This is a genomic window from Mesorhizobium shangrilense, from assembly GCF_040537815.1.
Classification (GTDB): domain Bacteria; phylum Pseudomonadota; class Alphaproteobacteria; order Rhizobiales; family Rhizobiaceae; genus Mesorhizobium; species Mesorhizobium shangrilense.
Genome location: NZ_JBEWSZ010000001.1, coordinates 4,922,646 through 4,947,700, shown reverse-complemented (window position 1 = coordinate 4,947,700; position 25,055 = coordinate 4,922,646). Strand labels below are relative to the sequence as shown.

The 25,055-nt window shown below is 62.4% G+C and carries 27 protein-coding genes; 11 read left to right on the top strand and 16 right to left on the bottom strand.

Annotation, left to right across the window (positions count from 1 at the left end):
* Positions 1-6: 6 nt before the first annotated feature.
* The 3 genes from rsmG to mnmE form a co-directional block, all read right to left on the bottom strand.
* Positions 7-639 carry a 16S rRNA (guanine(527)-N(7))-methyltransferase RsmG gene (gene rsmG / locus ABVQ20_RS23855; protein WP_354461923.1) on the bottom strand — a complete coding sequence of 211 codons (633 nt, stop codon included), beginning with the start codon at positions 637-639 and terminating at the stop codon, positions 7-9.
* On the bottom strand, positions 636-2,510 hold the full coding sequence (gene mnmG, locus ABVQ20_RS23850; protein ID WP_354461922.1) for a tRNA uridine-5-carboxymethylaminomethyl(34) synthesis enzyme MnmG: 1,875 nt from the start codon (positions 2,508-2,510) through the stop codon (positions 636-638). Before mnmG ends, rsmG begins: the two co-directional genes overlap by 4 nt.
* A gap of 196 nt (positions 2,511-2,706) precedes the next feature.
* Positions 2,707-4,038 carry a tRNA uridine-5-carboxymethylaminomethyl(34) synthesis GTPase MnmE gene (mnmE, locus tag ABVQ20_RS23845; RefSeq protein WP_354461921.1) on the bottom strand — a complete coding sequence of 444 codons (1,332 nt, stop codon included), beginning with the start codon at positions 4,036-4,038 and terminating at the stop codon, positions 2,707-2,709.
* 127 nt (positions 4,039-4,165) lie between these two features.
* On the opposite strand from mnmE, the gene ABVQ20_RS23840 reads away from it, so the two are divergent.
* A complete protein-coding gene (locus tag ABVQ20_RS23840) occupies positions 4,166-6,217 on the top strand; it encodes a thioredoxin domain-containing protein (protein WP_354461920.1) in 2,052 nt (683 codons plus the stop codon).
* 141 nt (positions 6,218-6,358) lie between these two features.
* Here ABVQ20_RS23840 and rho read toward each other — a convergent pair whose 3' ends face one another.
* The 3 genes from rho to hemE all read right to left on the bottom strand — a co-directional run bounded on the left by rho (position 6,359) and on the right by hemE (position 9,362).
* The gene (rho, locus tag ABVQ20_RS23835; protein WP_354461919.1) at positions 6,359-7,624 is read right to left on the bottom strand and encodes a transcription termination factor Rho; all 1,266 of its coding nucleotides are present in this window, start codon (positions 7,622-7,624) and stop codon (positions 6,359-6,361) included.
* Between the two features lie 173 nt (positions 7,625-7,797).
* Positions 7,798-8,331 carry a protoporphyrinogen oxidase HemJ gene (hemJ, locus tag ABVQ20_RS23830; RefSeq protein ID WP_354461918.1) on the bottom strand — a complete coding sequence of 178 codons (534 nt, stop codon included), beginning with the start codon at positions 8,329-8,331 and terminating at the stop codon, positions 7,798-7,800.
* Positions 8,331-9,362: a uroporphyrinogen decarboxylase gene (hemE, locus tag ABVQ20_RS23825; RefSeq protein ID WP_354461917.1), complete on the bottom strand. Its 1,032-nt coding sequence runs from the start codon at positions 9,360-9,362 to the stop codon at positions 8,331-8,333. Before hemE ends, hemJ begins: the two co-directional genes overlap by 1 nt.
* 309 nt (positions 9,363-9,671) lie before the next feature.
* Between hemE and ABVQ20_RS23820 the strand changes: the two genes are divergently transcribed.
* The 5 genes from ABVQ20_RS23820 to dnaQ all read left to right on the top strand — a co-directional run bounded on the left by ABVQ20_RS23820 (position 9,672) and on the right by dnaQ (position 13,469).
* Positions 9,672-10,586: a pyruvate, water dikinase regulatory protein gene (locus ABVQ20_RS23820; RefSeq protein ID WP_435528400.1), complete on the top strand. Its 915-nt coding sequence runs from the start codon at positions 9,672-9,674 to the stop codon at positions 10,584-10,586.
* 79 nt (positions 10,587-10,665) lie between these two features.
* Positions 10,666-11,265, top strand: coding sequence for a Maf-like protein (locus tag ABVQ20_RS23815; protein ID WP_354461915.1), 600 nt, complete (start codon positions 10,666-10,668; stop codon positions 11,263-11,265).
* Positions 11,258-12,100, top strand: a complete 843-nt coding sequence (locus ABVQ20_RS23810) for a shikimate dehydrogenase (RefSeq protein WP_354461914.1) — start codon at positions 11,258-11,260, stop codon at positions 12,098-12,100. The genes ABVQ20_RS23815 and ABVQ20_RS23810 overlap by 8 nt, the downstream gene beginning before the upstream one ends.
* Complete coding sequence (coaE, locus tag ABVQ20_RS23805; RefSeq protein WP_354461913.1) at positions 12,097-12,702, top strand: dephospho-CoA kinase; 606 nt, start codon at positions 12,097-12,099, stop codon at positions 12,700-12,702. Before ABVQ20_RS23810 ends, coaE begins: the two co-directional genes overlap by 4 nt.
* Positions 12,703-12,764: 62 nt before the next feature.
* Positions 12,765-13,469 (top strand): DNA polymerase III subunit epsilon, encoded by a 705-nt coding sequence (dnaQ, locus tag ABVQ20_RS23800; RefSeq protein ID WP_354461912.1) that lies wholly within the window; start codon positions 12,765-12,767, stop codon positions 13,467-13,469.
* Between the two features lie 63 nt (positions 13,470-13,532).
* Here dnaQ and secB read toward each other — a convergent pair whose 3' ends face one another.
* Both secB and ABVQ20_RS23790 read right to left on the bottom strand, forming a co-directional pair.
* A complete protein-coding gene (secB, locus tag ABVQ20_RS23795) occupies positions 13,533-14,039 on the bottom strand; it encodes a protein-export chaperone SecB (RefSeq protein ID WP_354461911.1) in 507 nt (168 codons plus the stop codon).
* Positions 14,040-14,212: 173 nt separating this feature from the next.
* Entirely contained in the window at positions 14,213-14,713 is a 501-nt protein-coding gene (locus tag ABVQ20_RS23790; protein ID WP_354461910.1) for an FxsA family protein, read from the bottom strand.
* Positions 14,714-14,910: 197 nt separating this feature from the next.
* Between ABVQ20_RS23790 and ABVQ20_RS23785 the strand changes: the two genes are divergently transcribed.
* The 4 genes from ABVQ20_RS23785 to ABVQ20_RS23770 are packed head-to-tail and all read left to right on the top strand — an operon-like array spanning position 14,911 to position 17,652.
* Entirely contained in the window at positions 14,911-15,621 is a 711-nt protein-coding gene (locus ABVQ20_RS23785) for a Tim44/TimA family putative adaptor protein (protein WP_354461909.1), read from the top strand.
* Positions 15,622-15,645: 24 nt separating this feature from the next.
* Positions 15,646-16,752, top strand: a complete 1,107-nt coding sequence (gene mltA / locus ABVQ20_RS23780; protein ID WP_354461908.1) for a murein transglycosylase A — start codon at positions 15,646-15,648, stop codon at positions 16,750-16,752.
* Positions 16,749-17,276, top strand: coding sequence for a Smr/MutS family protein (locus tag ABVQ20_RS23775; protein ID WP_354461907.1), 528 nt, complete (start codon positions 16,749-16,751; stop codon positions 17,274-17,276). Before mltA ends, ABVQ20_RS23775 begins: the two co-directional genes overlap by 4 nt.
* A gap of 10 nt (positions 17,277-17,286) precedes the next feature.
* The gene (locus ABVQ20_RS23770) at positions 17,287-17,652 is read left to right on the top strand and encodes a helix-turn-helix domain-containing protein (RefSeq protein WP_354461906.1); all 366 of its coding nucleotides are present in this window, start codon (positions 17,287-17,289) and stop codon (positions 17,650-17,652) included.
* Between the two features lie 26 nt (positions 17,653-17,678).
* Here ABVQ20_RS23770 and ABVQ20_RS23765 read toward each other — a convergent pair whose 3' ends face one another.
* The 3 genes from ABVQ20_RS23765 to ABVQ20_RS23755 all read right to left on the bottom strand — a co-directional run bounded on the left by ABVQ20_RS23765 (position 17,679) and on the right by ABVQ20_RS23755 (position 20,333).
* On the bottom strand, positions 17,679-18,245 hold the full coding sequence (locus ABVQ20_RS23765; protein ID WP_435528399.1) for a transglutaminase-like cysteine peptidase: 567 nt from the start codon (positions 18,243-18,245) through the stop codon (positions 17,679-17,681).
* Between the two features lie 226 nt (positions 18,246-18,471).
* Entirely contained in the window at positions 18,472-19,749 is a 1,278-nt protein-coding gene (locus tag ABVQ20_RS23760; RefSeq protein WP_354461904.1) for a polyhydroxyalkanoate depolymerase, read from the bottom strand.
* A 221-nt stretch (positions 19,750-19,970) separates the two neighbouring features.
* Positions 19,971-20,333 carry a septal ring lytic transglycosylase RlpA family protein gene (locus ABVQ20_RS23755; RefSeq protein WP_354461903.1) on the bottom strand — a complete coding sequence of 121 codons (363 nt, stop codon included), beginning with the start codon at positions 20,331-20,333 and terminating at the stop codon, positions 19,971-19,973.
* A gap of 308 nt (positions 20,334-20,641) precedes the next feature.
* On the opposite strand from ABVQ20_RS23755, the gene ABVQ20_RS23750 reads away from it, so the two are divergent.
* Positions 20,642-20,818 (top strand): hypothetical protein, encoded by a 177-nt coding sequence (locus tag ABVQ20_RS23750; RefSeq protein WP_354461902.1) that lies wholly within the window; start codon positions 20,642-20,644, stop codon positions 20,816-20,818.
* A 97-nt stretch (positions 20,819-20,915) separates the two neighbouring features.
* Here ABVQ20_RS23750 and ABVQ20_RS23745 read toward each other — a convergent pair whose 3' ends face one another.
* The 5 genes from ABVQ20_RS23745 to ABVQ20_RS23725 all read right to left on the bottom strand — a co-directional run bounded on the left by ABVQ20_RS23745 (position 20,916) and on the right by ABVQ20_RS23725 (position 25,042).
* Positions 20,916-21,710: an ATP-binding cassette domain-containing protein gene (locus ABVQ20_RS23745; RefSeq protein ID WP_354461901.1), complete on the bottom strand. Its 795-nt coding sequence runs from the start codon at positions 21,708-21,710 to the stop codon at positions 20,916-20,918.
* 9 nt (positions 21,711-21,719) lie between these two features.
* Positions 21,720-22,496, bottom strand: a complete 777-nt coding sequence (locus ABVQ20_RS23740) for an ABC transporter permease subunit (RefSeq protein WP_354461900.1) — start codon at positions 22,494-22,496, stop codon at positions 21,720-21,722.
* The gene (gene ssuD, locus ABVQ20_RS23735; RefSeq protein ID WP_354461899.1) at positions 22,493-23,656 is read right to left on the bottom strand and encodes an FMNH2-dependent alkanesulfonate monooxygenase; all 1,164 of its coding nucleotides are present in this window, start codon (positions 23,654-23,656) and stop codon (positions 22,493-22,495) included. The genes ABVQ20_RS23740 and ssuD overlap by 4 nt, the downstream gene beginning before the upstream one ends.
* Positions 23,657-23,726: 70 nt before the next feature.
* Positions 23,727-24,680 (bottom strand): sulfonate ABC transporter substrate-binding protein, encoded by a 954-nt coding sequence (locus ABVQ20_RS23730; RefSeq protein ID WP_354461898.1) that lies wholly within the window; start codon positions 24,678-24,680, stop codon positions 23,727-23,729.
* A gap of 173 nt (positions 24,681-24,853) precedes the next feature.
* Positions 24,854-25,042 (bottom strand): hypothetical protein, encoded by a 189-nt coding sequence (locus tag ABVQ20_RS23725; RefSeq protein WP_354461897.1) that lies wholly within the window; start codon positions 25,040-25,042, stop codon positions 24,854-24,856.
* Positions 25,043-25,055: the final 13 nt, after the last annotated feature.

Below are 25,055 nucleotides of genomic sequence, written 5' to 3'. Positions count from 1 at the left end.
GGCAGATCAGACGGGTCTGAGATCGGACAATTCGAGGATGACGCCGTGAGGGTCGGTCATGCTTGGATGTTCTACCAGATCGAACGCCCAGCGGTGAGCGCTTTCTTCCACCTCGGCGCGGTAATCCCGGCCTTTGTGGAAAAGTCCGCGTGTTCCCGTGGTCAGCCAGGGCGAGGACAGGTCGAGCAAGGTCGAAAGCGAGGCAAGCGCGCGCGCCGTAACGATCTGCGGCGCCGCGACAAGCGCATAGCTGTCATCGATTCGCCGTGCGACGACGCGTGCCGGCAGATTGAATTGCCCGACGACGGATTGCAGAAACGACGCTTTTTTCCGGTTGCTTTCAACGAGATCGATGCTGGCACCATCCCGTTCGGCAAGCAGGAAGGCCATGACAAGGCCCGGAAATCCGCCGCCCGAACCGAGATCGACCCATCGCGTGGCCAGTGGTTCGATTTGCGCCAACTGGGCGCTGTCGAGGATGTGCCGCTCCCAGACATGGCTGAGCGTCGAAGGCGCAACGAGGTTTATGCTGCGGTTCCACTTCTGGAACATCGTTTCGAACGCCACCAGACGATCAAATGTTTCACGTGAAACCGTGCCTGCCGCCTCTTGCAGGCTCGCCCAGGATGCACTGCTCACGCAACAACTCTCCGTGCGGAACTCTCCGCATTGCGGACATGGGCGACAATGATGGCAAGTGCTGCCGGCGTCATGCCCTCCATGCGCTGCGCGTCGGCAATGGAGCGTGGACGCCTGACCTGCATTTTCTGCTTCAGCTCGTTCGACAGGCCGGGAACATCGGCGAACTCCAGTTCCTCGGGGATCAGGCGGCTCTCCTCGTGCCGTATCTGCGCGACATCCGCCTTCTGTCGATCGAGATAGACCGAATATTTCGCTTCCGTTTCTAGGCGCTCCGCCGTCTTGGCGTCGATGGCGTCGAATTCGGGGGCCACACGCGTGAGCCATGCGACATCCACACCCGGATAGGCCAGAAGTTCATAAGCGGAACGTCGCACGCCATCCTTATTGATCTCCAGCCCATGCCGCGCCGCCTCGTTCGGGGTCAGGCTGATGCCGAGAGCAAGGTCGCGCGCCTTGGCTAGATCGTTCATTACGGCTTCGAATCGAGCGGTTCGGTTTGACGAAGCGATTCCAAGCTTCACAGCCATTGGCGTTAGCCGTTCGTCGGCATTGTCGGCGCGCAGCGACAGCCGGAACTCCGCCCTTGATGTGAACATGCGATAAGGTTCGGCTATACCGCGACTGGTCAGGTCATCGACCATGACGCCGATATAGGCTTCGGTGCGACTGAGCACGATCTGGTCACTCGCGGACGCCCGGCGCGCAGCATTAAGTCCCGCGAGCAGCCCTTGCGCCGCGGCTTCTTCATACCCGGTGGTTCCGTTGATCTGTCCGGCCAGGAAAAGGCCGGTGACCCGTTTCGTCTCCAGCGTCGGCTGCAACTCGCGCGGGTCGACATGGTCATATTCGATGGCATAGCCGGGCTGCAACATCACGGCGCGTTCAAGTCCCGGAATGGTCTTGAGGATATCGAGCTGGACGTCTTCCGGCAGCGAGGTCGAAATGCCGTTGGGATAGACCGTATCGTCATCAAGACCTTCGGGCTCGAGGAAGATCTGATGCCCTTCCCTGTCGCCGAACTTGACGATCTTGTCCTCGATCGACGGGCAGTAGCGCGGCCCGACGCCTTCGATGGACCCGGAGTACATCGCGGAACGGCCGAGATTGGCGCGGATCAACTCGTGAGTCGCCGTGGTCGTCCGGGTGATGCCGCAATGGATCTGCGGATTTTCGATGCGGTCGGTCATCAGCGAGAACGGCACCGGATCTTCATCGGCCGCTTGGCTCTCCAGCGATGACCAATCGATGGTGCGGCCGTCGAGCCGAGGCGGCGTGCCGGTCTTGAGGCGTCCAAGCGCAAAGCCGGCCCGCGTCATCGTCGCGGACAAGCCGATGCTGGCCTGCTCGTTCATTCTGCCGGCGACGATCTTCTTCTCGCCAATGTGGATCAGCCCGCGCAGGAAGGTTCCCGTCGTCAGCACCACCGCGCCACAGCCGAGCCTTCGTCCGTCAGCCAGATGAGCAGCGATCAGGCGCCCGTCCTTGATCTCGAAGTCCAGGACTTCACCCTCGACAACATCGAGATTGTTCCGCTGCCGAATCATCTCCTGCATCGCCAAGCGATAAAGCTTCCTGTCCGCTTGAGTCCGCGGGCCCCGAACCGCCGGTCCCTTCCGTCGATTGAGCAGGCGGAACTGGATGCCTGCGGCATCGGCCACTCGGCCCATCAGACCATCCATGGCGTCGATCTCACGAACGAGGTGACCCTTGCCGAGACCGCCAATCGCGGGATTGCAGGACATCACGCCAATCGTCTCGAAGCGCAGCGTCACCAGCGCGGTTCTTGCGCCGGCACGCGCGGCAGCGCTGGCGGCCTCGCTACCAGCATGGCCTCCGCCCACCACAACGACATCGTAGTGATCGCTCATCTCATTGTCCCGGATTCGATTTCACCCGACACATGTCCCCAAGGCCTTGCGCTGTCAAGAAAACTCGGTGCACGTTTCACGTGAAACAGTCCTGCCACGCCGTTCTACCATGTTTCACGTGAGTCACAGGTCACCCCTGTTTCACGTGAGTCACCAAAGCGAGCATGCCTGCTGAGCCTGAATTGTTTCACGTGAGTCATTTCCCAATGCAGAACTGGGAAAAGATCACGTCCAGCATGTCCTCGACATCAACCGCTCCGACGATCCGGCCAAGCCGGTCCGCTGCCAGCCGCAGCTCCTCGGCCCGCAACTCTTGCACGGCAATGTCTCTCGCTATTGCTCGGGCCAGAAAGCTGCCCGTCTCTTTGAGCAGTTCGACATGCCTGAGGCGCGATGGCAAGATGTCCCCGGGCACGCCGATCTGGGCAGAAGCTCGATCCGCAATATGCTTCAGCAATTCGGCGATACCGCTTCCGTCCCTGGTCGAAATGGCGATCTCGTAGCGTTGGTCAGATCCGGCAGCTTGCGATCCGCCCAGAAGATCAAGTTTCGTGCCAACCTTCAGGATCGGGACTTCGACGGGCAGCCCCACGATGCCGACTGGATTGAGCATATCCTCCAGCAGGAGAACCAGATTCGCTCCCCCAGCCCTGTTCCTCGCCTTTTCGATGCCGATAGCCTCGATCTTTCCCGGCGTGTCGCGCAGGCCGGCAGTGTCGATCACCCTTATCCGAAGTCCCTCGACATCGAGCGTCACTTCGAGAATGTCCCGCGTCGTTCCTGGCTCATCCGTTACAATAGCGGCATCGCGCCGTGCCAGCGCGTTGAACAGACTCGACTTTCCCGCATTCGGCGCGCCGAGAATGACGACTTCGAACCCGTCTCGGATGATCTCGGCGGCACGGAACCCGGCGATGTGACGATCGATCTCTTCAATCATCACATTAACATCGGACCAGACCGTATCCGAAACGGAACCGGGCACATCGTCCTCATCGGCAAAGTCGATCTCGGCTTCGATCATGGCCCGCGCATGGATGAGCCGACGACGCCAGCCAAGATAGAGCTCGCTCTGGACGCCCTCGGCGTTGAGAACGGCGAAACGCCGCTGGGCTTCGGTCTCCGCATTGACCAGATCCGCCAGGGCCTCCGTCTCAACCAGATCAAGCTTGCCATTCAAAAAGGCGCGTCGGGTGAATTCCCCAGGCTCCGCATGCCTTACACCCTCGAAGCCAGTGATGGTTTCCAGTACCCTTGCCACCACGGCGCGCCCGCCATGGACCTGAAATTCCGCCACGTCGTCACCAGTAAAACTGTCCGGGCCGGGAAAAAACAGCACGAGACCGGTATCGAGCACGGTTTTATCCAGCGCCCTGAGTTTGCGCAAAGTCGCCAGACGGGCCTTGACCATGCTTCCGGCAATCGTTTCGACTACGAATCGAGTCCGTGGTCCCGAAATACGGATAATGGCCACGCCCGCCGGCAGGCGTCCGCTGGAAAGTGCGACAATCGTTTCCCCCGAAATCATTTGCCCACCCCGCCGAACCGCTCGGTCATTTTGCTTTGACGCAATTCCGGAAGGAAAACCGTTTCACACTTTTCCTGGAATTGCTTTAGCCTCATCGTTCCGATCATCCCTGCCGGATTGCCTCATTGTGATATTGCCTGCCAAGAACCTGCTTGCCGAAGAAGCCAGCCCCTATCTGCAGCAGCACAGCGGCAATCCGGTGCATTGGCGGGCATGGTCTCCGGCGTCGCTGGCCGAAGCAAGGACACTTAACCGGCCCATTCTGCTCTCGATCGGCTACGCCGCCTGCCACTGGTGCCACGTCATGGCACATGAAAGCTTCGAACATGACGGCGTGGCAGCGGTCATGAACCGTCTCTTCGTCAATATCAAGGTCGACCGCGAGGAACGGCCGGACATCGACCAGATCTACATGGCCGCCCTGTCCTCGATGGGCGAACAGGGCGGTTGGCCGCTGACCATGTTCCTCACTCCGGAGGGAAAGCCTTTCTGGGGCGGCACCTATTTTCCACGCGAGCCGCGCTATGGACGTCCGGGGTTCATCCAGGTCATGGAAGCCGTCGACAAGGCCTGGCGCGAAAAGAGGGAAAGCCTTGGCCAAAGCGCCGACGGCCTGACCGCTCATGTCGAGGCTCGGCTTGCCGGCATCCATGCAAAGGCCACGCTTGAGCGCGATACGCTCGCAAATCTCGCTGTGGGAATCGATGGGATGATCGACAGGGATCTCGGCGGCCTGCGCGGTGCGCCAAAATTCCCGAACGCGCCCTTCATGCTGACACTCTGGCTGTCCTGGCTGCGGGACGGGAACATTTCGCATCGCGACGCCGTCCTCGTCAGCCTGGAGCGGATGTTGGCCGGCGGCATATACGACCATATCGGCGGCGGGCTCAGCCGCTATTCGACCGATGCGGAGTGGCTGGTGCCGCATTTCGAAAAGATGCTCTATGACAACGCCCAGCTGATCCGGCTGTGCAACTGGGCCTATGCCGAGACCGGGAATGATTTGTTCCGGATACGAATCGAAGAAACCATCGACTGGCTGCTCCGCGAAATGCGTGTCGAAGGCGGCGCCTTTGCCGCAAGCCTCGATGCCGACAGCGACGGCGAGGAAGGGCTGTTCTACACGTGGGACCGAGCCGAGATCGAAGCCGTTCTCGGCGACGATTCCGCCTTGTTTTTCAAATACTTAACACTTTCCAAGCCGCACAGCTGGGAAGGAAAACCGATTGTCCACCAGTCTGCGTCCCAGCAAACCGAGAGCACGGCTGATCGCGAACGCCTTGGCCCGCTGAAAGACAGACTCCTTGCGGCTCGGGAAACGCGCGTAAGGCCCGGTCGCGACGGCAAGACGCTCACCGACTGGAACGGCCTGATGATTGCAGCGCTTGCCGAGGCCGGACGATCTCTCAACCGGCCGGACTGGGTCGCGGCCGCGAAGACAGCGTTTGCTCACATCGACGGCGCGAGCCAGGACGGCCGCCTGCCGCATTCTATGCTCGGCCTGCGCAAACTGTTTCCCGCCATGTCCAGCGATTACGCGGCAATGACCAACGCGGCGATTTCGCTTTACGAGGCCACCGGCAGGCCAAGCTATGTCGAGCGTGCCCACCACTTCGTCGAACAGCTCAACCAATGGCATGAGGATACCGGGAAAAGTGGCTACTATCTGACCGCCTCCGACAGCACCGACGTGCCGATTCGGATCAGGGGCGATGTCGACGAGGCCATTCCCTCGGCAACTGGCCAGATCATCGAAGCGCTGGTTCGCTTGTCTTCCGCCAGTGGCGAGATCGCCCTTCAGGAAAGAGCCTGGAACGTCGCTGAACATGCGGCCGGTCGCGTCGCGCGCCAGGCCTACGGCCAGGCAGGCATTGTCAACGCCTGCGCGCTGGCGATCGAACCAATGAAACTGGTGCTGGTCGACAACCCGGATGATTCAGGGCCGGATGATTCAGGGCTTGTTCCGGTAGCGAATCGGAATCCCGACCCACGTCGCGTCGATATCGTCGTGCCGATCGGTTCGGAAGCGAATCGACCGATATTGCCGGGTGGTATCTTGCCGCCAACCGACAAGTCCGGCGCCTGGCTTTGTACCGGACAGGTCTGCCTGCCTCAGATCATTGACCCCGAGGAACTCAAACGTCTGCTCCGCCGCGGGCACGCCAATGTTTTGCCATAACGGAACGGACCCGATTCAAATCCGCCGCCGACCACAAGAAAAAACCCCGGTCCGAAGATCGGACCGAGGCTTTCAAGAACGTTCGTGTTGCCTGAGCAGCCAACGCCATCAAACCGTGACGTCAGGCTGCCACCAATCCGATCAGGTGTTCATCGAATCGAAGAAGTCGGCGTTGGTCTTGGTCTGCTTGAGCTTGTCGATGAGGAACTCGATCGCATCGGTCGTTCCCATCGGCGCCAGGATGCGGCGCAGCACGAAGATCTTCTGCAGGTCCGCGCGCGCCACCAGCAAGTCTTCCTTGCGAGTGCCGGACTTGAGGATGTCCATGGCCGGATAGATGCGCTTGTCGGCAACCTTGCGGTCGAGCACGATTTCCGAATTGCCGGTGCCCTTGAACTCTTCGAAGATGACTTCGTCCATGCGGCTGCCGGTGTCGATCAGCGCGGTGGCGATGATGGTCAGAGAGCCGCCTTCCTCGATGTTGCGGGCAGCACCGAAGAAGCGCTTCGGCCGCTGCAGCGCATTGGCGTCGACACCGCCGGTCAGCACCTTGCCGGATGACGGCACCACGGTGTTGTAGGCGCGGCCAAGGCGGGTGATCGAATCCAGCAGGATAACGACGTCGCGGCCATGCTCGACCAGGCGCTTGGCCTTCTCGATGACCATTTCGGCGACCTGGACGTGACGCACCGCCGGCTCGTCGAAGGTCGAGGACACGACCTCCCCCTTCACCGAACGCTGCATGTCGGTCACTTCCTCGGGACGCTCGTCGATCAGAAGAACGATCAGATAGCATTCCGGATGATTGGTGGTGATCGAGTGGGCAATGTTCTGCAGCAGCACGGTCTTGCCGGTGCGCGGCTGCGCCACGATCAGAGCGCGCTGGCCCTTGCCGAGCGGTGCCACCAGGTCGATGACGCGCGCGGAGATGTCCTTGGAAGTAGGAACCTCCATTTCCATCTTCAGCCGCGAGGTCGGATAGAGCGGCGTCAGATTGTCGAAATGAATCTTATGGCGGATCTTTTCCGGATCGTCGAAATTGATCGTGTTGACCTTGAGCAGCGCGAAATAGCGCTCGCCCTCTTTCGGACTGCGGATCGGCCCTTCGACCGTGTCGCCGGTCTTCAGCGAAAAGCGCCGGATCTGCGACGGCGAAATGTAGATATCGTCGGGACCCGGCAGATAATTTGCATTGGCCGAACGCAGGAAGCCGAAACCGTCCTGCAGCACTTCGACGACACCGTCGCCGATGATCTCGACATCCTGTGCGGCCAGCTTCTTCAGGATCGCGAACATCAGTTCCTGCTTGCGCATGACGCTGGCGTTCTCGACCTCGAGCGATTCGGCATAAGCGATCAGCTCAGGCGGCTTCTTGTTCTTGAACTCTGCGAGTTTCATTTCCTGCATAGACGGACCTTGAATAGATGGAGTCTGGGTAAGCTTTGGGAAAAAATAGGCGGGATGCGATGAATGCCTGGCGCGGCCGAAAGCAATGAAGGGCGGCGCATGACGGGAAGGAAGGCCCGTCTTTTATCGTCGGTCCGCTGAAAGAGCAAGCTGCCTTTTGCGACCAGACGATGTCAGAACGGCTTGACGATCACCAGGATGACAATCGCTATCATCAGCAATGTGGGGATCTCGTTGACGATCCGCCAGTGCCGCGCCGGTTTTTCGTTGCGATCCCCAGCAAATTTGCGCACGGCGCCGGCCAGATAGCCATGGACCGCGGACAAGAGAAGCACCGCCGCGATCTTCGCGTGCAGCCAACCGCCGTGGAACGCAAAGCCCTTCCAGGCCAGCCACAGCCCGAACACCCAGGTGGCGATCATCGCCGGATTGATGATACCGCGCAGCAGACGGCGCTCCATCACCTTGAACGTTTCCGACTGCACGGAACCCTTCTCTGCATCGGCGTGATAGACCAGCAGCCGCGGCAGATACAGCATTCCCGCCATCCACGAGATGACCGCGATGACATGGATCGCCTTCGCCCACGGATAGAACCCGTCTGGAGCGAAGAAAAACAGCACCGCCGACAAAACGATCAGGACAGTTATCCCAATGACCATGCGTCTCATCGCCTGGCCGGTGCTCGTGTTGTTCATCTCGGCCATCAGCGTGTCGCGCTCCGTACCATCCTCACCATCGCCTCGACATGCGCGATCGGCGTTTCCGGCGTGATGCCGTGGCCTAGGTTGAAGATCAGCGGTCCATTCCCAAGCGACTTCAGGATCGCCTCGACCCCATCCGACAGGGCCCTGCCGCCAGCCACGAGGCGCAAGGGATCGAGATTGCCCTGGACGGCACCCGAGCGCTGCAAATCCCTCGCCGCCGTCAGGGGCACTGTCCAATCGATCCCAAGCCCCGTTACGCCGGTCTTCTCGCGATAGCTCTGGTAGCGAGCACCAGCGCCCTTCGGAAAGCCGATGATGGGGACACCGGGATAAACGGCTCGAACCTGCCTGACGATCTCCGCCACCGGCTCAACGCAAAACAGTTCGAAAGACGCATCGTCGAGCACGCCCGACCATGAATCGAAAATCTGCACCACGTCCGCGCCTGCCTCGATCTGGCGGATCAGATAGGCCGCGGAATGATCGGCGAGCACCTTGAGCAACTGGAGAAAGGCTGCAGGCTCGCGATAGGCGAAAAGCCGCGCCGGCGCCTGGTCCGGCGTTCCATGGCCGGCGATCATGTAGGTCGCCACGGTCCACGGCGCGCCACAGAAACCGATCAGCGTCGTTTCACCGGGCAGTTTTGTCCGCAATCGCCGCACGGTTTCATAAACCGGTTCGAGATTCACGTGAAACGTTTGGCCATCCAGAGCCGCGATTTCAGCCGGCGTGATCGGCGTCAGCAGCGGCCCGCGTCCCTCCTCGAAGCGGACATCGCGGCCAAGCGCATGGGGAACGACAAGGATATCGGAAAACAGGATCGAAGCATCGAAGCCGAAGCGCTCGATAGGCTGCAGCGTGACTTCCACGGCCAGGTCTGGGTTGTAGCAAAGATCGAGGAACGAACCGGCCTGTCTGCGCGTCTCGCGATACTCAGGCAGGTAACGCCCGGCCTGGCGCATCATCCAAAGAGGCGGTGGGAACACCGCTTCGCCTTTCAGGACGTCCAGCATGATCCGGTTTTCGGGCATCGAGCGCTCGCTTCTCCCTGCGTCCCTATAATCAAATATCTTATTTTAAAGAATCTTCTGATTCTAAGAGTCTGTTGGTTGTGGTGGTTGTCACCTGTCCCGCTTTGGCTCGAAAAAGGCCAGCCTCCATATTGTCGCGTATTTCCTTATCCCGCTGGGATGGATCTGGGGAAAGTCCGGCAATCCTCAACGAAGTCAATCTCTTATCGGCAGCGCTGGAGAAATGGTTTTGTGGACAAGGCCAGGCCTTTTGCACCCGTCCCCAAACTTGTCCCCAGCCGCTCGACGAAGCCGACAGAGCAACGAATTGTGGACAAACTGCCATCTGATACAGTCGCCTCCGACCGGCCTGCCTTTTCGCCCCCCTTTATCCACATCCGCCCACAGCCCCAGGTGAACCCTGTGAACAAACCCCAGAGCTTCTTTCATCTGCATCTGATTTCCGATGCGACCGGCGAAACGCTGCTTGCCGCCGGCCGCGCGGCGTCGGCGCAGTACAAGGATGCGCGCGCCATCGAGCACATCTATCCGCTCATCCGCACCGAAAAGCAGGTGGCGAAAGTGTTCGAGGACATTGAGGAAGAACCGGGCATCATCCTCTATACCGTCGTCGACCAAAAGCTCGCCCGCGGCATCGACGAGCGCTGCGCGACCATGGGCCTGCCCTGTGTTTCCGTGCTGGAGCCGGTGCTGACGGTCTTCCAATCCTATCTGGGGACGCCGGCCGGTCGCCGTGTCGGCGCCCAGCATGTTCTCGATGCCGAATATTTTCGCCGTATCGACGCGCTCAACTTCACCATGGAGCATGATGACGGCCAGCTGCCGGCCAATATGGATGATGCCGATATCGTGCTCATCGGCATTTCGCGCACGTCGAAGACGCCGACCAGCATCTATCTCGCCAATCGCGGCATCAAGACCGCCAACATTCCAATCGTGCTCGGCGTGCCCGTCCCCGAAAGCCTGGTCAATGCAAAGGTCCCCTTGATTGTCGGCCTGATCGCCACGGCGGAACGCATTTCGCATGTCCGCCAGAACCGCATCCTGGGCAACAGCAGCGACTACGAGCCAGGCGACTATGTCGACCGCGCCGCCATCACCGAGGAACTCGCCTATGCCCGCCAGATCTGCACGCGGCATGGCTGGCCGATGATCGACGTCAGCCGCCGCTCGATCGAGGAGACGGCGGCGGCCATCGTTGCCCTGCGGGGGAAGACGCGCTAGGCGTGTCGATATTCAGGTGATGCCGGCCTGACCTGAATCTCAACACGCCTAGACGAGTGTCGGAAGTCGGGTACGAAAAATGACCGAGAAAATCATCCTCGCCTCTAGCAGTCCGTTCCGCAGGACGATGCTCGTCAATGCCGGCATCGACGTCGAGGCGGTTCCCGCTGAAGTCGACGAGCGTGCGCTCGAAGCGCCCTTGCAAGGCAGCGGCGTCTCCCCGGAGGACGTTGCCCTAGTGCTGGCCGAGGCCAAGGCCACGGAAGTGAGCGAGCGCAGGCGCGGTGCGCTGGTGCTCGGCTGCGACCAGACGCTGTCGCTCGGCGACGAAGTTTTTCACAAGCCGGCCGACATGGAAGGCGCGCGCCGCCATCTCCTGGCGCTGTCGGGCAAGACCCATCAGCTCAACAGCGCCGCCGTGCTGGTTAGGGATGGCCAGGTGTTGTGGCGTCATGTCGCCATCGCCTCAATGACCATGCGCAAACTCGACCCCGGCTTTATCGGCCGCCATCTCGCCCGTGTCGGCGCCAAGGCGCTGGCCAGCGTCGGCGCCTACCAGATCGAAGGCGAAGGCATCCAGCTGTTCGAAAAGATCGAAGGCGATTACTTCACCATTGTAGGCCTGCCGCTTCTGCCGCTGCTGGCCGAACTGCGCACGCTCGGAGCGATCGATGGCTGAGGCGGCGAAGAAGGCCTTTGTCACCGGCCATCCGATCAAGCATTCGCGCTCGCCGAAGATCCACGGTCACTGGCTGGCCAAACATGGCATCGACGGCAGCTACCAGGCCATTGATGTCGCGCCGCAAGACTTTGCCGAGTTCCTGGCGACGCTTCAGGCAAGCGGTTATCGCGGCGGTAACGTCACCATCCCGCACAAGGAAGCGGCCTTCGCTCTGGTCGACCGCCGCGACCAGGCGGCGGAAGAGATCGGCGCCGTCAACACGCTCTGGTTCGAGGACGGCAAGCTCTGGGGCAGCAATACCGACGCGCATGGCTTTGCCGCCAATCTTGATGAATACGCGCCGGGCTGGGCGAAGAATGGCCCGGCGGTGGTGCTGGGCGCCGGCGGCGCATCCCGTGCTATCATCCATGCGTTGAAGTTGCGCGGGGTCAGCGACATCCGCATCGTCAACCGTACGCTGGCGCGGGCGCAAGACCTGCGGCATCGCTTTGGCGCTGGCATTTCAGCCCATGCCATGGAAGCGACCGACGAGCTGCTTGGCGATGCCGGCCTGCTGATCAACACCACCGCACTCGGCATGCATGGCAATGAAAGCCTGTCCGCCGATCCGACCCGACTGCCGCACCATGCCATCGTTACCGATATCGTCTACGTGCCGCTCGAAACGCCGCTTCTCGCCGCTGCCCGCGCGCGGGGTCTGCACACCGTCGACGGTCTCGGCATGTTGCTGCATCAGGCCGTGCCCGGCTTCGAACGCTGGTTCGGCAAGCGGCCACAGGTCACGGCCGAACTGCGTTCCCTCATCATTGCCGACCTGGTGCCGAAAGCATGATCATTCTCGGCCTCACCGGCTCGATCGGCATGGGCAAGTCGACGACGGCGAAGATGTTCGCCGAGGCCGGCGTGCCCGTTCATGATTCCGACGAGACGGTGCACCGCCTCTATGCCGGCAAGGCGGTGCCGCTGGTCGAGGCCGCCTTCCCCGGAACCACCACCTCCGGTTCGGTTGATCGCACCTTGCTGGCCAGGTATGTGCTGGGCGATGCCGCCGAGCTGAAAAAGCTGGAATCGATCGTCCATCCGCTGGTGCGCGCGGAAGCCGATGCCTTCCTGGCCCGCAGTGCAGCCGCCGGCGGGCCGATCGCCGTCCTCGATATCCCTCTGTTGTTCGAAACCGGCGGGCGCGATCGCGTCGACAAGGTGGTGGTCGTCACCGCGCCGGCCGAAATCCAGCGCGCGCGTGTGCTGGCGCGGCCGGGCATGACGGAGGAAAAGCTGGCGTCGATCCTGGCCAAGCAGGTCCCCGACGCTGACAAACGCAAGCTTGCCGATTTCGTCATCGATACCGGCAAGGGTTTGGACGCTGCCCGCGCGTCGGTGAAGGCGATCATCGCCGAACTCACAGGGGATAAGGCCGGCAGCGCCAGCGGCTGACCTTGCCGTTCGCACTTCGCGTCGCCATCATCAGCGAGAGCACGCTCCAGCAGACTGATTCGATGCGCGAGATCATTTTCGATACGGAAACCACCGGCCTTGATTCCCGCGAGGACCGGGTGATCGAACTGGGCGGCATCGAGCTGGTCAACCGCTTCCCGACCGGCAAGACCTTCCACCATTATATCAACCCGAAGGGTCGCGCGATCCACGCCGAAGCGCAGGCCGTGCATGGCATCAGCGCAGCGGATCTGCAGGGCAAGCCGACATTTGCCGAGATTGCCGAGGAATGGCTGGCCTTCGCTGACGGCGCCAAGCTGATCGCGCACAATGCCACCTTCGACATCGGCTTCCTCAACGTCGAATTGGGCCGGCTGGGTCACCCGGTCATCGACAATGGCCTTGTCGTCGACACGCTGGCGCTGGCGCGCCGCAAGCATCCGATGGGCCCCAATTCGCTCGACGCGCTCTGCCGGCGCTACGGCATCGACAACACAAGGCGCACCAAACACGGCGCCCTGCTTGATTCCGAATTGCTGGCCGAGGTCTATATCGAGCTGATCGGCGGCAAGCAGGCGGCGCTTGTCCTCGACAGTGCAACCGCACCGGCTCAGGGCGGCGAGAATGTACGCCAGATCGAGATCACCATCGGTGCGCGCCCGTCGCCCTTGCCGTCCCGCCTCACCGACGCCGACCGCGTCGCGCACGCCGGCCTGGTCGCGACGCTGGGCGAGAAGGCGCTGTGGTCGCGTATTCTCGGCAACTGAAATCTGTCCCAACAAAAAACCCGGCGCGAGGCCGGGTTTTTCAATTGATCCTGCCGTGGCTGCTTAGCTGACCTGGACCTTGGATGCGGCTGCCTGGTCCTCGGCCAGCTTCTGCTGGAACATCTGCGCGAAATCGATCGGGTCGAGCATCAGCGGCGGGAAGCCGCCATTGCGCGTTGCCTCGGCGATGATCTGTCGGGCGAACGGGAACAGGAGCCGCGGGCATTCGATGAACAGGATCGGCAGCATGTGTTCCTGCGGGAAGCCGCTGATGTTGAAGACGCCGCCATAGACCAGCTCGACGTTGAACAGCACTTCCTGGTCGAAGGAAGCCTTGGCGTTCAACGTCAGGTTGACGTCGAACTGCTTGTCGGACAGCGGATTGGCATTGACGTTGACGTTGATGGCGATGCCGGGAGCCTTGTCGCGGCCGCGCAGTGAATTCGGTGCGCCGGGGCTTTCGAAGGACAGGTCCTTCACATACTGGGCGAGCACGTTGAGCGAAGGCTGCTGCGTCGCGTTGCCGTTACCATTGGCCGCGCCGGTGGGCGCGTTTTCGTTGCTGGCCATAAGCCGTTGTCCTTTTGCCTGGGCAGCCGTGCTGACCGAATTGAAATCGGGCGTTCGCTACCATGGTCGGCATGACAAGACAAGGTTTGCCGCCTTGCCTCTCACGTCGTCATCCCAGGGTCTGCGCCGCGTCGTTCCGCCCCAGGATGACGAAGCGTGCGAAACGCTCTCCCCTAATCGTCCTTGAGGCGGCGCCAGGGGGAGTTGTGGTCGGGCCCGCGCTTGAGGTCGTCCTCGCGCGAATAATCGCCATCGTCGAGGTCGATGACCTGTTCGCGCCGCCGGCCACGAAAGCCGCCGGTGCTGAAATTGGTCGCCAGCACGATGCGGCCCTTGAACAGGCGCCAGGCAAGGTCGCGCACCGGCGGAACGAACAGCAGCAGGCCGAAAATGTCGGTGATGAAGCCGGGAATGATCAGGAGGATCGCCGCCAGCACGATCATGACGCCATGCGCCACCTGCCGGCTCGGATCATGCCCGGCATCCATCTCGGCCCGGACCCGCTTCATGACCCCGAAACCCTGGTGCCTCAGCAGCAAGGCACCGGCGACGCTCGAAGCCAGCACCAATCCGACCGTCGCAAGGGCGCCGATCTGGCGACCGACAACGACGAAGCCTGCGATTTCCAGGAGGGGGAGCACGAGGAAGAACAAAGGGAGGAACGAAATGCGCAAGTGGTGACCGATCGTTTCGATGTTTCGCTGCCTGCGGGCAATCGCCGCTGGCCCTGAGCCCTTTAGATAGGTATGCCTGCCTTTGATTTGAATGATTGCGCCTAGCGTTCTATATGGTTTGAATGTTGAACGCTATGCGACCGCGGCCATTGCTGGGCGAGCGGTCCGGCAAGGGCAGGGATTGATTGGCGGAAGATATGGGATTCTTCGACTTCGGCACCATCTTCTTTCTGATTGCGGCGGTGGTGATTTTTTTCCAGCTGCGCAATGTGCTGGGCCGTCGTACCGGCAATGAGCGGCCGCCCTTCGATCCCTATACGGCTGCCCGCAACGCTGCTGACAAGGATGCCGCCCAGAAACCCGAGAACGTCGTTTCGCTGCCGCGCAAGCGGCTGCCGGGAGAGCCGGCCGGCGACACCTATGCCGCGATCGACGCTTTCGCCAAGCCGGACACCGACCTCAACAAGGGTTTGCGCGCGATCAAGGACAACGACCCGACCTTCGAACCCAAAACCTTCGTCGATGGCGCCAAGATGGCCTATGAGATGATCGTGATGGCTTATGCCGACGGCGATCGCAAGACGCTGAAGAACCTGTTGTCACGCGAGGTCTATGACGGTTTCGTCGCGGCGATTGGCGAGCGCGAGGCCAAGTCGGAAAAGATCCAGTCCTCCTTTGTCGGCATCGACAAGGCCGACATCGTGTCGGCCGAGATGAAGGGTGGCGAGGCCCATGTCACGTTGCGCATCATCAGCGAGCTGATTTCGGCGACGCGCGACAAGGCGGGCGCGGTCATCGATGGCGATCCGGAGACCGTGGCCGAGGTCAAGGATGTCTGGACCTTCGCCCGCGACACGCGCTCGCGCGATCCGAACTGGAAGCTCGTCGCCACCGAGGAAGAAGACTGAACCAGCCACGTCGGCGAGGCTCCCGTGTCGTTGTCGACCCTCTTTTCGGAAAGATCGTTCGAGGATCTGCCGTGCTGGCGCGACGATGACCACCTTGCGGCGTTCACTGCGTTCCGTCGCTCGGCTTTCCACATCCTGGCAAAGCCCTATCGCTCCGGTGCGCTCGGCGTTGATTTCAGCGCCTTCTCCGAAGCTTACGACGAAGCCCGTACCATTTCGCCGCCGAATCGATTGCAGGCGCGAGCCTTCTTCGAGCGCTATTTCGTGCCGGCGACGATAACTGCCGAAGGCGGTGGCCCGGGCCTCGTCACCGGTTTCTATGAGCCGCAGGTCGAGGCTTCAGCGGTAAGAACGAAGCATTTTTCGGTACCGCTGCTGGCTCGCCCCGCCGATCTCGTCGATATCGACGACGCCAACCGGCCTGGGGGCCTGGATCCTTATCTGGCCTTCGGCCGCGAAACGCCCAACGGACCAATCGAATATTTCGATCGCGGCGAAATCGAGCGCGGCGCGGTGGCCGGCCAGCGCCTGGAGATCGCCTGGCTTGCCGACAAGGTCGATGCCTTCTTCGTCCATGTACAGGGTGCGGCGCGGTTGGAGATGACCGATGGCAGGCTTTGCCGTGTCACCTACGCGGCCAAGTCCGGCCAGCGCTTCACCGGTCCTGGCAAGATCCTCAGCGAGATCGGCGAGATTCCGCTGCAGGAGGTGACGATGCAGTCGATCCGCGCCTGGTTCAAGGCGCATCCGGACCGCGTCGACGAAATTCTCTGGCGCAACCGCTCCTACATTTTTTTCTGCGAGGCCGCGGTCGAGGACGTTTCGCTTGGCCCGATCGCCGCCGCCAAGGTGCCGCTGACGCCGGGCCGCTCCGTCGCCGTCGACCGGCTTCTCCATACATTCGGAACGCCATTCTATATCGATGCGCCGTCGCTGCTCGCCTTCGACGGGAAACCGTTCCGGCGCCTGATGATCGCGCAGGATACGGGTTCCGCCATCACCGGTCCCGCCCGGGGCGACTTGTTCGCCGGTTCGGGTGACGCGGCGGGCGAGATCGCCGGCGTCGTCCGTAACGCGGCCGATTTCCATGCGCTGATACCGCGCGCGCTCGTTTCGGGAGCGAATCGATGACGCGGCCCGTTGACAAGTTGAAGGAAGACGACCGGGTTCTGTGGAACCTGGTGGCACGAACGGCAAAACCCTTGAAGGGCCGCGCTGCCGTCGACATACCCTTGGCCGTAGAGGCCAAGCCGGTGCCGCCGCAACAGGTTCCGGCCATCGGCAATCCAGGCGTGGCCTCCAAACCGAAGACGCAGCATGTCTCCCATGCGCTCGACGAACCGACTTTGGACAAGCTTTCCAAGGGTCGGCTGCCGATCGAGGGCCGCGTCGACCTGCACGGCCTGACCCAGGAGGCCGCCTATTCGCTGCTGTTCTCGTTCCTGCACCGTGCCCATGCCGGCGGCGTCCGCTATGTGCTGGTCATCACCGGCAAAGGTTCCTCGTCGGGCGGGGATGGCGTGCTGCGCCGGACGGTCCCGGCATGGTTGTCGACCCCGGCTTTCCGGCCACTCGTCTCGAGCCACGATCATGCCGCGCGCAATCACGGCGGCTCCGGTGCGCTCTATGTGCGGCTGCGGCGCGTGCGTTCATGAGGGCGATGTCGTGACGCCCTTCGGCGAAAAACTGCGCGCGCTGCGACATGAGCGCGGTGTCAGCCAGAAGGACATGGCGGCGGCCATCGGCGTCAGCGCCGCCTATCTTTCAGCCCTGGAACACGGCCGGCGCGGCGCGCCAACCTGGACGCTGATCCAGAAGATCATCGGCTATTTCAATGTTATCTGGGACGAGGCAGAGGAACTCGCGCGGCTAGCCGAAGCCTCGCATCCGCGCGTCAAGCTCGACACGTCGGGCCTTACCCCGGCGGCGACGGAACTCGCCAACCTGCTGGCCGAGAATATCGAAAAACTGGGTGAAGCGGACCTTCACCGCATCACCGCGTCCATCCGCGCCGCGCTGGGCCGGCGATAAGTGCTGCCGACGGCGCCGGCCTATGTCTATTGCACCGCGCCGACCAGCACCTGTTGCCCGCCGCGGATCGAGACCCAGCGGCCGGTGTTGTCGATCGCTTGCCGCTTGAGGAAGCGGTAGCCTGTCTGGTCCCAGACCTTGACCTTGTCGTTCAGATTGTCGAGCACATAGTCGCCCTTGTCGGTGCGCACCGTCAGCACGGCGTGTCCCTCGCCGTCGGGCTTGCGCACCACGGTGATCAGCAGATTGGCAAGCGACACACCCATGCGGCCGAGTTCGCGGCGCTTTTCCAGGACATAGTCTTCGCAGTCGCCGACGCCGTTGTCCGGATAGGCCCAGACCTCGTCCTTGCCGTAGATGTCGAGGTCGCTCATCGGCTTGACAGCGGCGTTGACCTTGGCGGTGACGCTGGTCAGCTTGCGCAAGAGCGCACTGCTCATGGTCGCCGGTGCAAGACTGGCCGGGCGGATCGAGCATTCTCCGGGATGGGCCTTGCAGAAATCGTAATGGCCGACCGGCTGCGATGTAGGCCCGCCCGTGGCCATTGCCCCTTCAGCCACGGCGGGCGCCACCCAGTATACCGAGATTGCCATCCCGGCAGCCGCGTGTATCAGCAGCTTTCGCGCCATGGAAACCATTGTCCCCGCTCGCCCCTGTTTGTTAACGAAACGTTAAGGGCGATTTACAGTCCGTGTCAATTCAGACGTCGGTCCGATTGGTGGCATGGTTACTTGGCTGGGGATGACAGCAGCCGGTCGCGCAACAGCTCCATTCACGGAACTGCAACAACGTTCGACGCCAAGTCGAAGAAGACTTCGCTTACCTCTTGGCGGTGCGCACCAGCTTCGGCTTCACGGCAACGCGGTCCTGGCGGCCGTAACTGGTGATGAAATCGACGATGCGCGGCACGATTTCGGAACGGAAGCGCGAGCCGTTGAAGACACCGTAATGGCCGACGGCCGGCTGCATGTAGTGAGCCTTCTTGTCGGCGGGGATGTTGACGCAGAGATCCTGTGCCGCCTTGGTCTGGCCGAGGCCTGAAATGTCGTCGTTCTCACCCTCGACCGTGAACAGCGCCACGTTGCGGATCGCCGAAGGATCGATCTTCGTGCCGCGATGCGTCATCTCGCCCTTCGGCAAGGCCTGGCGCACAAACACGGTGTCGACGGTTTGCAGGTAGAATTCCGCCGTCAGATCCATCACCGCCAGATATTCGTCGTAGAAGTCGCGGTGCTTTTCGGCATTGTCGCCATCATGCTTCACAAGGTGCATGAAGAAGTCCTTGTGGGCGATGATGTGGCGATCGAGGTTCATGCTCATGAAGCCCGAAAGCTGCAGGAAGCCGGGATAGACCTCGCGGCCGAAGCCGGGCACCGGCCACGGCGCATTCATGATGACATTGTCGCGGAACCAGTCGATGCCCTTTTCCTGCGCCAGCAGGTTGACGGCAGTCGGGTTGCGGCGCGTGTCGATCGGCCCACCCATCAATGTCATCGTCGAGGGCACGAAGGGATCGCCCTTCGTCTCCATCAGGGCCACCGCCGCCAGCACCGGAACCGAGGGCTGGCACACCGCCATGACATGGGTATCGGGACCCAGCGCATGCAGCATGTCGATGACGTAGTCGATATAATCGTCGAGATCGAAGCTACCGTCCGACAGCGGCACCATGCGCGCATCGACCCAGTCGGTGATGTGCACGTCGGCATAGGGCAGCATCGCTTCGACGGTGCCGCGCAGCAGCGTTGCATAGTGGCCGGACATCGGCGCTACGATCAACAGCTTCGGATCCGCCCGGCGTCCTTCGGGAATAGAACGCTCGAAGCGGACCAGATTGCAGAAGGGCCGCGACCAGACGGTCTTTTCGACGACGTCGACGCTTTTCCAGTCGACCACGGTTTTCGTCAGACCGAAATGCGGCTTGCCGTAGCGGCGCGTGGTGCGTTCGAACAGTTCGGCTGTTGCCGCGACCGAGCGGCCCCAGGGCGTGTGCGAAAACGGATTGAGCGGATTGGTGTAGAGCATCCGCACCGCGTCGGCATAGAGCCGGGCCGGCTGCAAGGCCGCATGGTTCATTTCGTAGAGCTGGTAGAACATCGAGAACCCCGCTGCTGCGTGCGACCGAAGGGACGACGGGCAGCGCCGAGCCTTGAATGTCTCGCGGCGAAGTTAACAACTAATTGCTGCGACGCAATACGTTACGTCGGGTAATCACTGCTCGTTCTTTGGTCCAAGGCGTTGAGAATCCGCTTTGAACGGGGGCAGCCGGCTCATTGTGCAGCTGCGAAGTGTCCGGCCGAGGCCGGACACTCAAACCATCAGACACGCGCCATGCAAACGGCGGTCTGGCCCGAACTGATGAAACCCAGCTGATTGGCGGCGCCCTTCGACAGGTCGAGGACACGGCCCTTGATGAAGGGACCGCGGTCGTTGATGCGCACCACGACGCTGCGGCCATTGCTCTTGTTGGTGACCTTCAGCTTGGTGCCAAAGGGCAAGGTGCGGTGGGCGGCCGTCAGTGCCGAGGGGTTCATGCGCTCGCCGGATGCGGTCCTGGAGTGCAGTGAATACCAGGAGGCGCGGCCGCACTGGGCGGCGCCGGCTGAGGCGGATGCACCGCCGACCAACAGGCCAGCAGCTATCGTCACCGCGACAAGCGCGGTCTGGTTCGTTTTCTTCATCTTTGAGGAGGGGCTCCGTTTTTGACAGGCCAATCCGTTAGGTGGCGAATAAGGCATGAAATGCGGCAGTGATCTGGCGGTTCCGTGGCGAGGGCACACGTTTGGAGTCATGGGGAAACAGTCTGTCAGGGATTTTCCCCGAGAAAGTTACGAATCCTTGATGAGTTTCGCGCCGATATTCGGGATGTCTTCGGCCGGATCAGACGTTAATGTGCAAGTAGAGCCAAAGACGGATTGGCAGCTTCCTTTGGCTCTTTCATCGCGGTGCGCGCGCAGCTCACAATCGACTTGAGAAGGAGACTTCGGCAATGAGATTGATCAGAAATCTGCTGGCCTTGATTGTGCTTGCCATCGGCGCGCTCTGGGCGCTGCAGGGCATCGGCCTTGTCGGGGGAAGCTTCATGACCGGCCAGTCGCAATGGCTCTATATCGGCATCGTCACCATGGTGGTCGGCCTGGCGGGCCTGGCATGGGCGAACCGATAGGGAGAGGTGGCGCTGCGAAGCAGCGACGGAGTGGGGGAAGCCGCTCGTTAATCGCGCCGCCGCCGCAACCAACCCCGAATGCCCTGCTTACGACAGCCTATCCAAACAGCTGGTCCAGGATCTTGCCTTCCAGGTGGGCGAGCTCGGATGAACCGCGCCGGCGCGGCCGCGCCACCGGCACCTCCAGGTCCAAAGCGATCCTGCCATCACGGATCACCACAACCCGATCGGCCAGCGCGACAGCCTCGGCCACGTCATGCGTGACCAGCACCGCCGTGAATTTCTGCACGATCCAGATACGTTCCAGAAGCTGTTGCATCTCGATGCGGGTCAGGGCATCGAGCGCGCCCAGCGGTTCGTCGAGCGCCAGGATCTGTGGGTGGCCGACCAGGGCGCGCGCCAGTGCCACGCGCTGCTTCTGGCCACCGGACAGCACCGAAGGCCACTCATCGGCACGGTCGGCGAGGCCGACCTCGCCGAGAATGGCGAGCGCGCGGTCTCGCACCTCGGCCCCGGAGGCGATGCCCGTCAGGCCAACCTCCACATTTCCGACCACGCTGGCCCAGGGCAGCAGACGTGGCTCCTGGAACATGAAGCGCGTGCGGCTGTGCCCTTCTTCTTCCACGCCGAATGCCAGCGATCCGGCCGTGGGCCGGTCAAGTCCGGCCAGCAGCCGCAGCAATGTGCTCTTGCCGCAGCCGCTCTTGCCGATAACGGCGAGGAATTGCCCGACCGGCACCTCCAGATCGATGCCGTCCAGCACCACCTTGTCGCCAAAGCGCTTGCCCGCGCCCTTGAAGGCAAAGGCGCGCTTTCTTTCGACGGCCTGCGTCGGCGGCACTTGTGGCGCGGTGACGAATGAGCGGACGGCGGCGAGGCTGGCGGCAGGCATCGAAAACCCTCACACGTTCTGGAAGGCGGGATGCCAGCTCAGCGACAGCCGCTCGAGCAGGCGGGCAAGGCTGTCGGCGAGCTTGCCGAGCAGCGCGTAGATCACGATCGACAGCACCACGACATCGATCAGCAGGAATTCGCGCGCCTGCATGGCCATGTAGCCAAGGCCTGAACTGGCCGAGACGGTTTCGGCGACGATCAACGTCAGCCACATGATGCCCAGCGCATAGCGCAGGCCGACGAAGATCGCCGGCAGCGCGCCGGGCAGGATCACCCGGAAGAATAGCGCGCGGCGGTCCATGCCGTAAACGCGGCCCATCTCGACCAGCTGCGGGTCGACGCTCTGGATGCCGAGCAGCGTGTTGACGTAGATCGGAAAGAACACGCCGAGCGCCACCAGGAACAGTTTGGCTTCCTCGTCGATTCCGAACCACAGGATGACCAGCGGGATCAGTGCCAGATGCGGGATGTTGCGGATCATCTGTAGCGTGGTGTCGGTCAAGCCGCGGCTCAGCGCCGACAGTCCGTTGGCAAGGCCGAGCGCAAAGCCGATCGAGCCGCCTATGGCGAAACCGGCGAGCGCCCGCGTGGTGCTGACACCGATGTTGCGGATCAGTTCGCCGGACAGCGTCAACCGCCAGAAGGCCTCGGCGACGGCGCTGGGCGCTGGCAACACGTTCGGCGACATGACGCCCGCGCGCGACGCGATCTCCCATCCGGCGACGATCAGCACCGGCAACAGCCAGCCGATGCTGTTCCTGCCGAGGCGCGCGCTGAAGCTCATGACGACGCCTGCAGCCGATGGGCGCCGTGAAAGCCGACGGAGAATTCGTTGGCGATGTCCTCGCGCGTCCTTTGCCGTTTGGTGCCGAGCCCGAGTTTTGGAAACAGCAGCTCGGCGACGCGGTAGGCTTCCTCCAAATGCGGGTAGCCGGAGCCGATGATGGTGTCGATGCCGATCGCCTGATACTCGCGGATGCGCTCCGTGATCTGCTCGGGCGTGCCGACCAGGGCGGTGCCGGCGCCGCCGCGCACCAGGCCGACGCCGGCCCAAAGGTTGGGCGAGACGACCAGCCTGTCGCGGCGACCGCCATGCAGTTCGGCCATGCGGCGCTGGCCGACGGAGTCCATCTGGTTGAGGAAACGCGCCTGCGCATTCTCGATCTGGGCGTCGGTGACGTGGCGGATCAGCCGCTCGGCGGCGCGCCAGGCTTCGTCCTCGGTTTCGCGCACGATGAAATGCAGCCTGATGCCGAAACGCAGGCTACGGCCGCGCCGCGCCGCCTTCTGGCGCGCCGCGGCAATCTTCTCGGCGACCTGCGCCGGCGGCTCGCCCCAGGTCAGGTACATGTCGACCAGATCGGCGGCCAGTTCCTGCCCGGCATCGGACGATCCGCCGAAATAGAGCGGCGGCCGCTCCTGCAGCGGCGGAAGGTCGAGGCGGCCGTTCTCGACACGGTAATATTTGCCGTCGAAATTGACGCGTTCGCCGGATACCAGCGCGCGCCAGATGGTCAGGAATTCATGCGCCTGGGCATAGCGCTCGTCATGCGGCAGGAAGACGCCGTCGCCGGCGAGTTCCGTCGGGTTGCCGCCGACCACGACATTGAGCAGCAGGCGGCCGTTGCTCAGCCGGTCGAGGGCCGCGGTCTGCCGCGCGGCGAAGGTCGGCAGCGTCACGCCTGGCCTGAGCGCGACCAGGAATTTGAGCTTATCGGTCAGCGTCGCGAGCCCGGTGGCGGTGATCCAGGAATCCTCGCAATTCTGCCCGGTCGGCAACAGCACGCCGGGAAAACCGAGCCGGTCGACTGCCTGCGCGATCTCCTTGAAGTAGCCGAACTCGGGCGGGCGCTGCTGCTCCTCCGAGCCGAGATAGGAGCCGTCGCCATGCGTCGGGATGAACCAGAAGAAATCGAGCGGCGCGGTGTTGGCGGGCAGAGTCATGTCGGACCTCCTGGGATTCAGGCGCAAACGGCAAGGCGCGCCGGCGTTTCCGGCGCTGCCTGGTAAAGGATCAGTTGCCCGGTGCCGTCCACACGGCGTCGGAGATCCGGACCGCATTCGGGATCAGGCCGAGCTTGTAGAAGCGGTCGGCGGTTGCCTGCTGGCCGGCGATGATCTCGTCGGTGATCGGGAAGATGCCGAATTTGCTGCGGTTGGCGGCGATCGTCTGTGCGTCGAGCGGCACCCCGGTCACCTCATGCAGGGCGGCGGCCACCTTGTCGCGGTTCTGGTCAGCCCATTTCGCTGCTTCGCCGAGGGCGGCGATGGTCGAGGTGACGACCTCCGGATGCGCCTTGGCGAAATCCTTGTTGGCGATGAAATAGGTGTTCACCTTGAGCACGTCGCTGGAACGCGCCAGAACGCGCGGCTGATAACGCGTCTCGGCGATGGCGAAGAAGGGATCCCAGACGGCCCATGCATCGATCTGGTCGCTGGCGAAGGCGGCGGCCGCATCCGCCGGGCTGAGATAGACCGGTGTGATCTGATCGAAAGGAATGCCTGCCTTTTCCAGCGCCGCGACGAGCAGATTGTGCGCGCTGGTGCCTTTGCCGACGCCGACCCGTTTGCCCTTGAGGTCCGCGACCGACTGGACGGGCGACGCCGGCTTGACGAAGATCGCCTCGCCGTCGCCATTGGAGGGCAGCGCCGCCGCATAGACGATGTTGGCTCCGGCGGATTGGCCGAAGATCGGCGGTGCATCGCCGGTCCAGCCGACATTGACGGCGCCGACATTCAAGGCCTCCACCAGCGGCGGTCCGGCCGAGAATTCGACCCACTTCACCGTGATGCCCTGGTCGCTCAGCGCCTTCTCGATCACCTGCTGCTGCCTGGCGATCACCGGCAGCCCGGTTTTCTGGTAGCCGATGTTGAGCTGTTTCAGCTCCTGCGCCGTGGCGCCGTATGAAAGGCCGATGCTTGCGGCCAGCAGGCCGGCGCCGAAAGCACGTCGCGTCAGATTGAACATGATCCCACTCCTTCAATGCGGAACCAGCGCGGGAAATCTCCCGCCCGGCCGGAACCGGGATAAGGCTAGGTAGGTCTATAAATTTAGTAGAGAAACGATTTTGCTACTTGCCGGGGTCCTTTGGAATTGTTTTCCGCAAAGAGCCTAAGCGAGGCGCAAATCGGGACGGAGCGTCACTGAGACCAATATTGCCATGCCCAGTAGAAGCTCTCGTCGCGCGGCGGCAGGCGGTTGCGCTCGGCATCCCAATGCACTGGCGCCGGCGAGCGGGCCTCGCTGTCGGATGACGGTCTGTCGCTTGGCCTGGGCAGGCGAAGCCAGGCGCCCAGCTGGGCAAACAGCACTGCTGTGGAATGCGTCATTGCCATCTCTCCT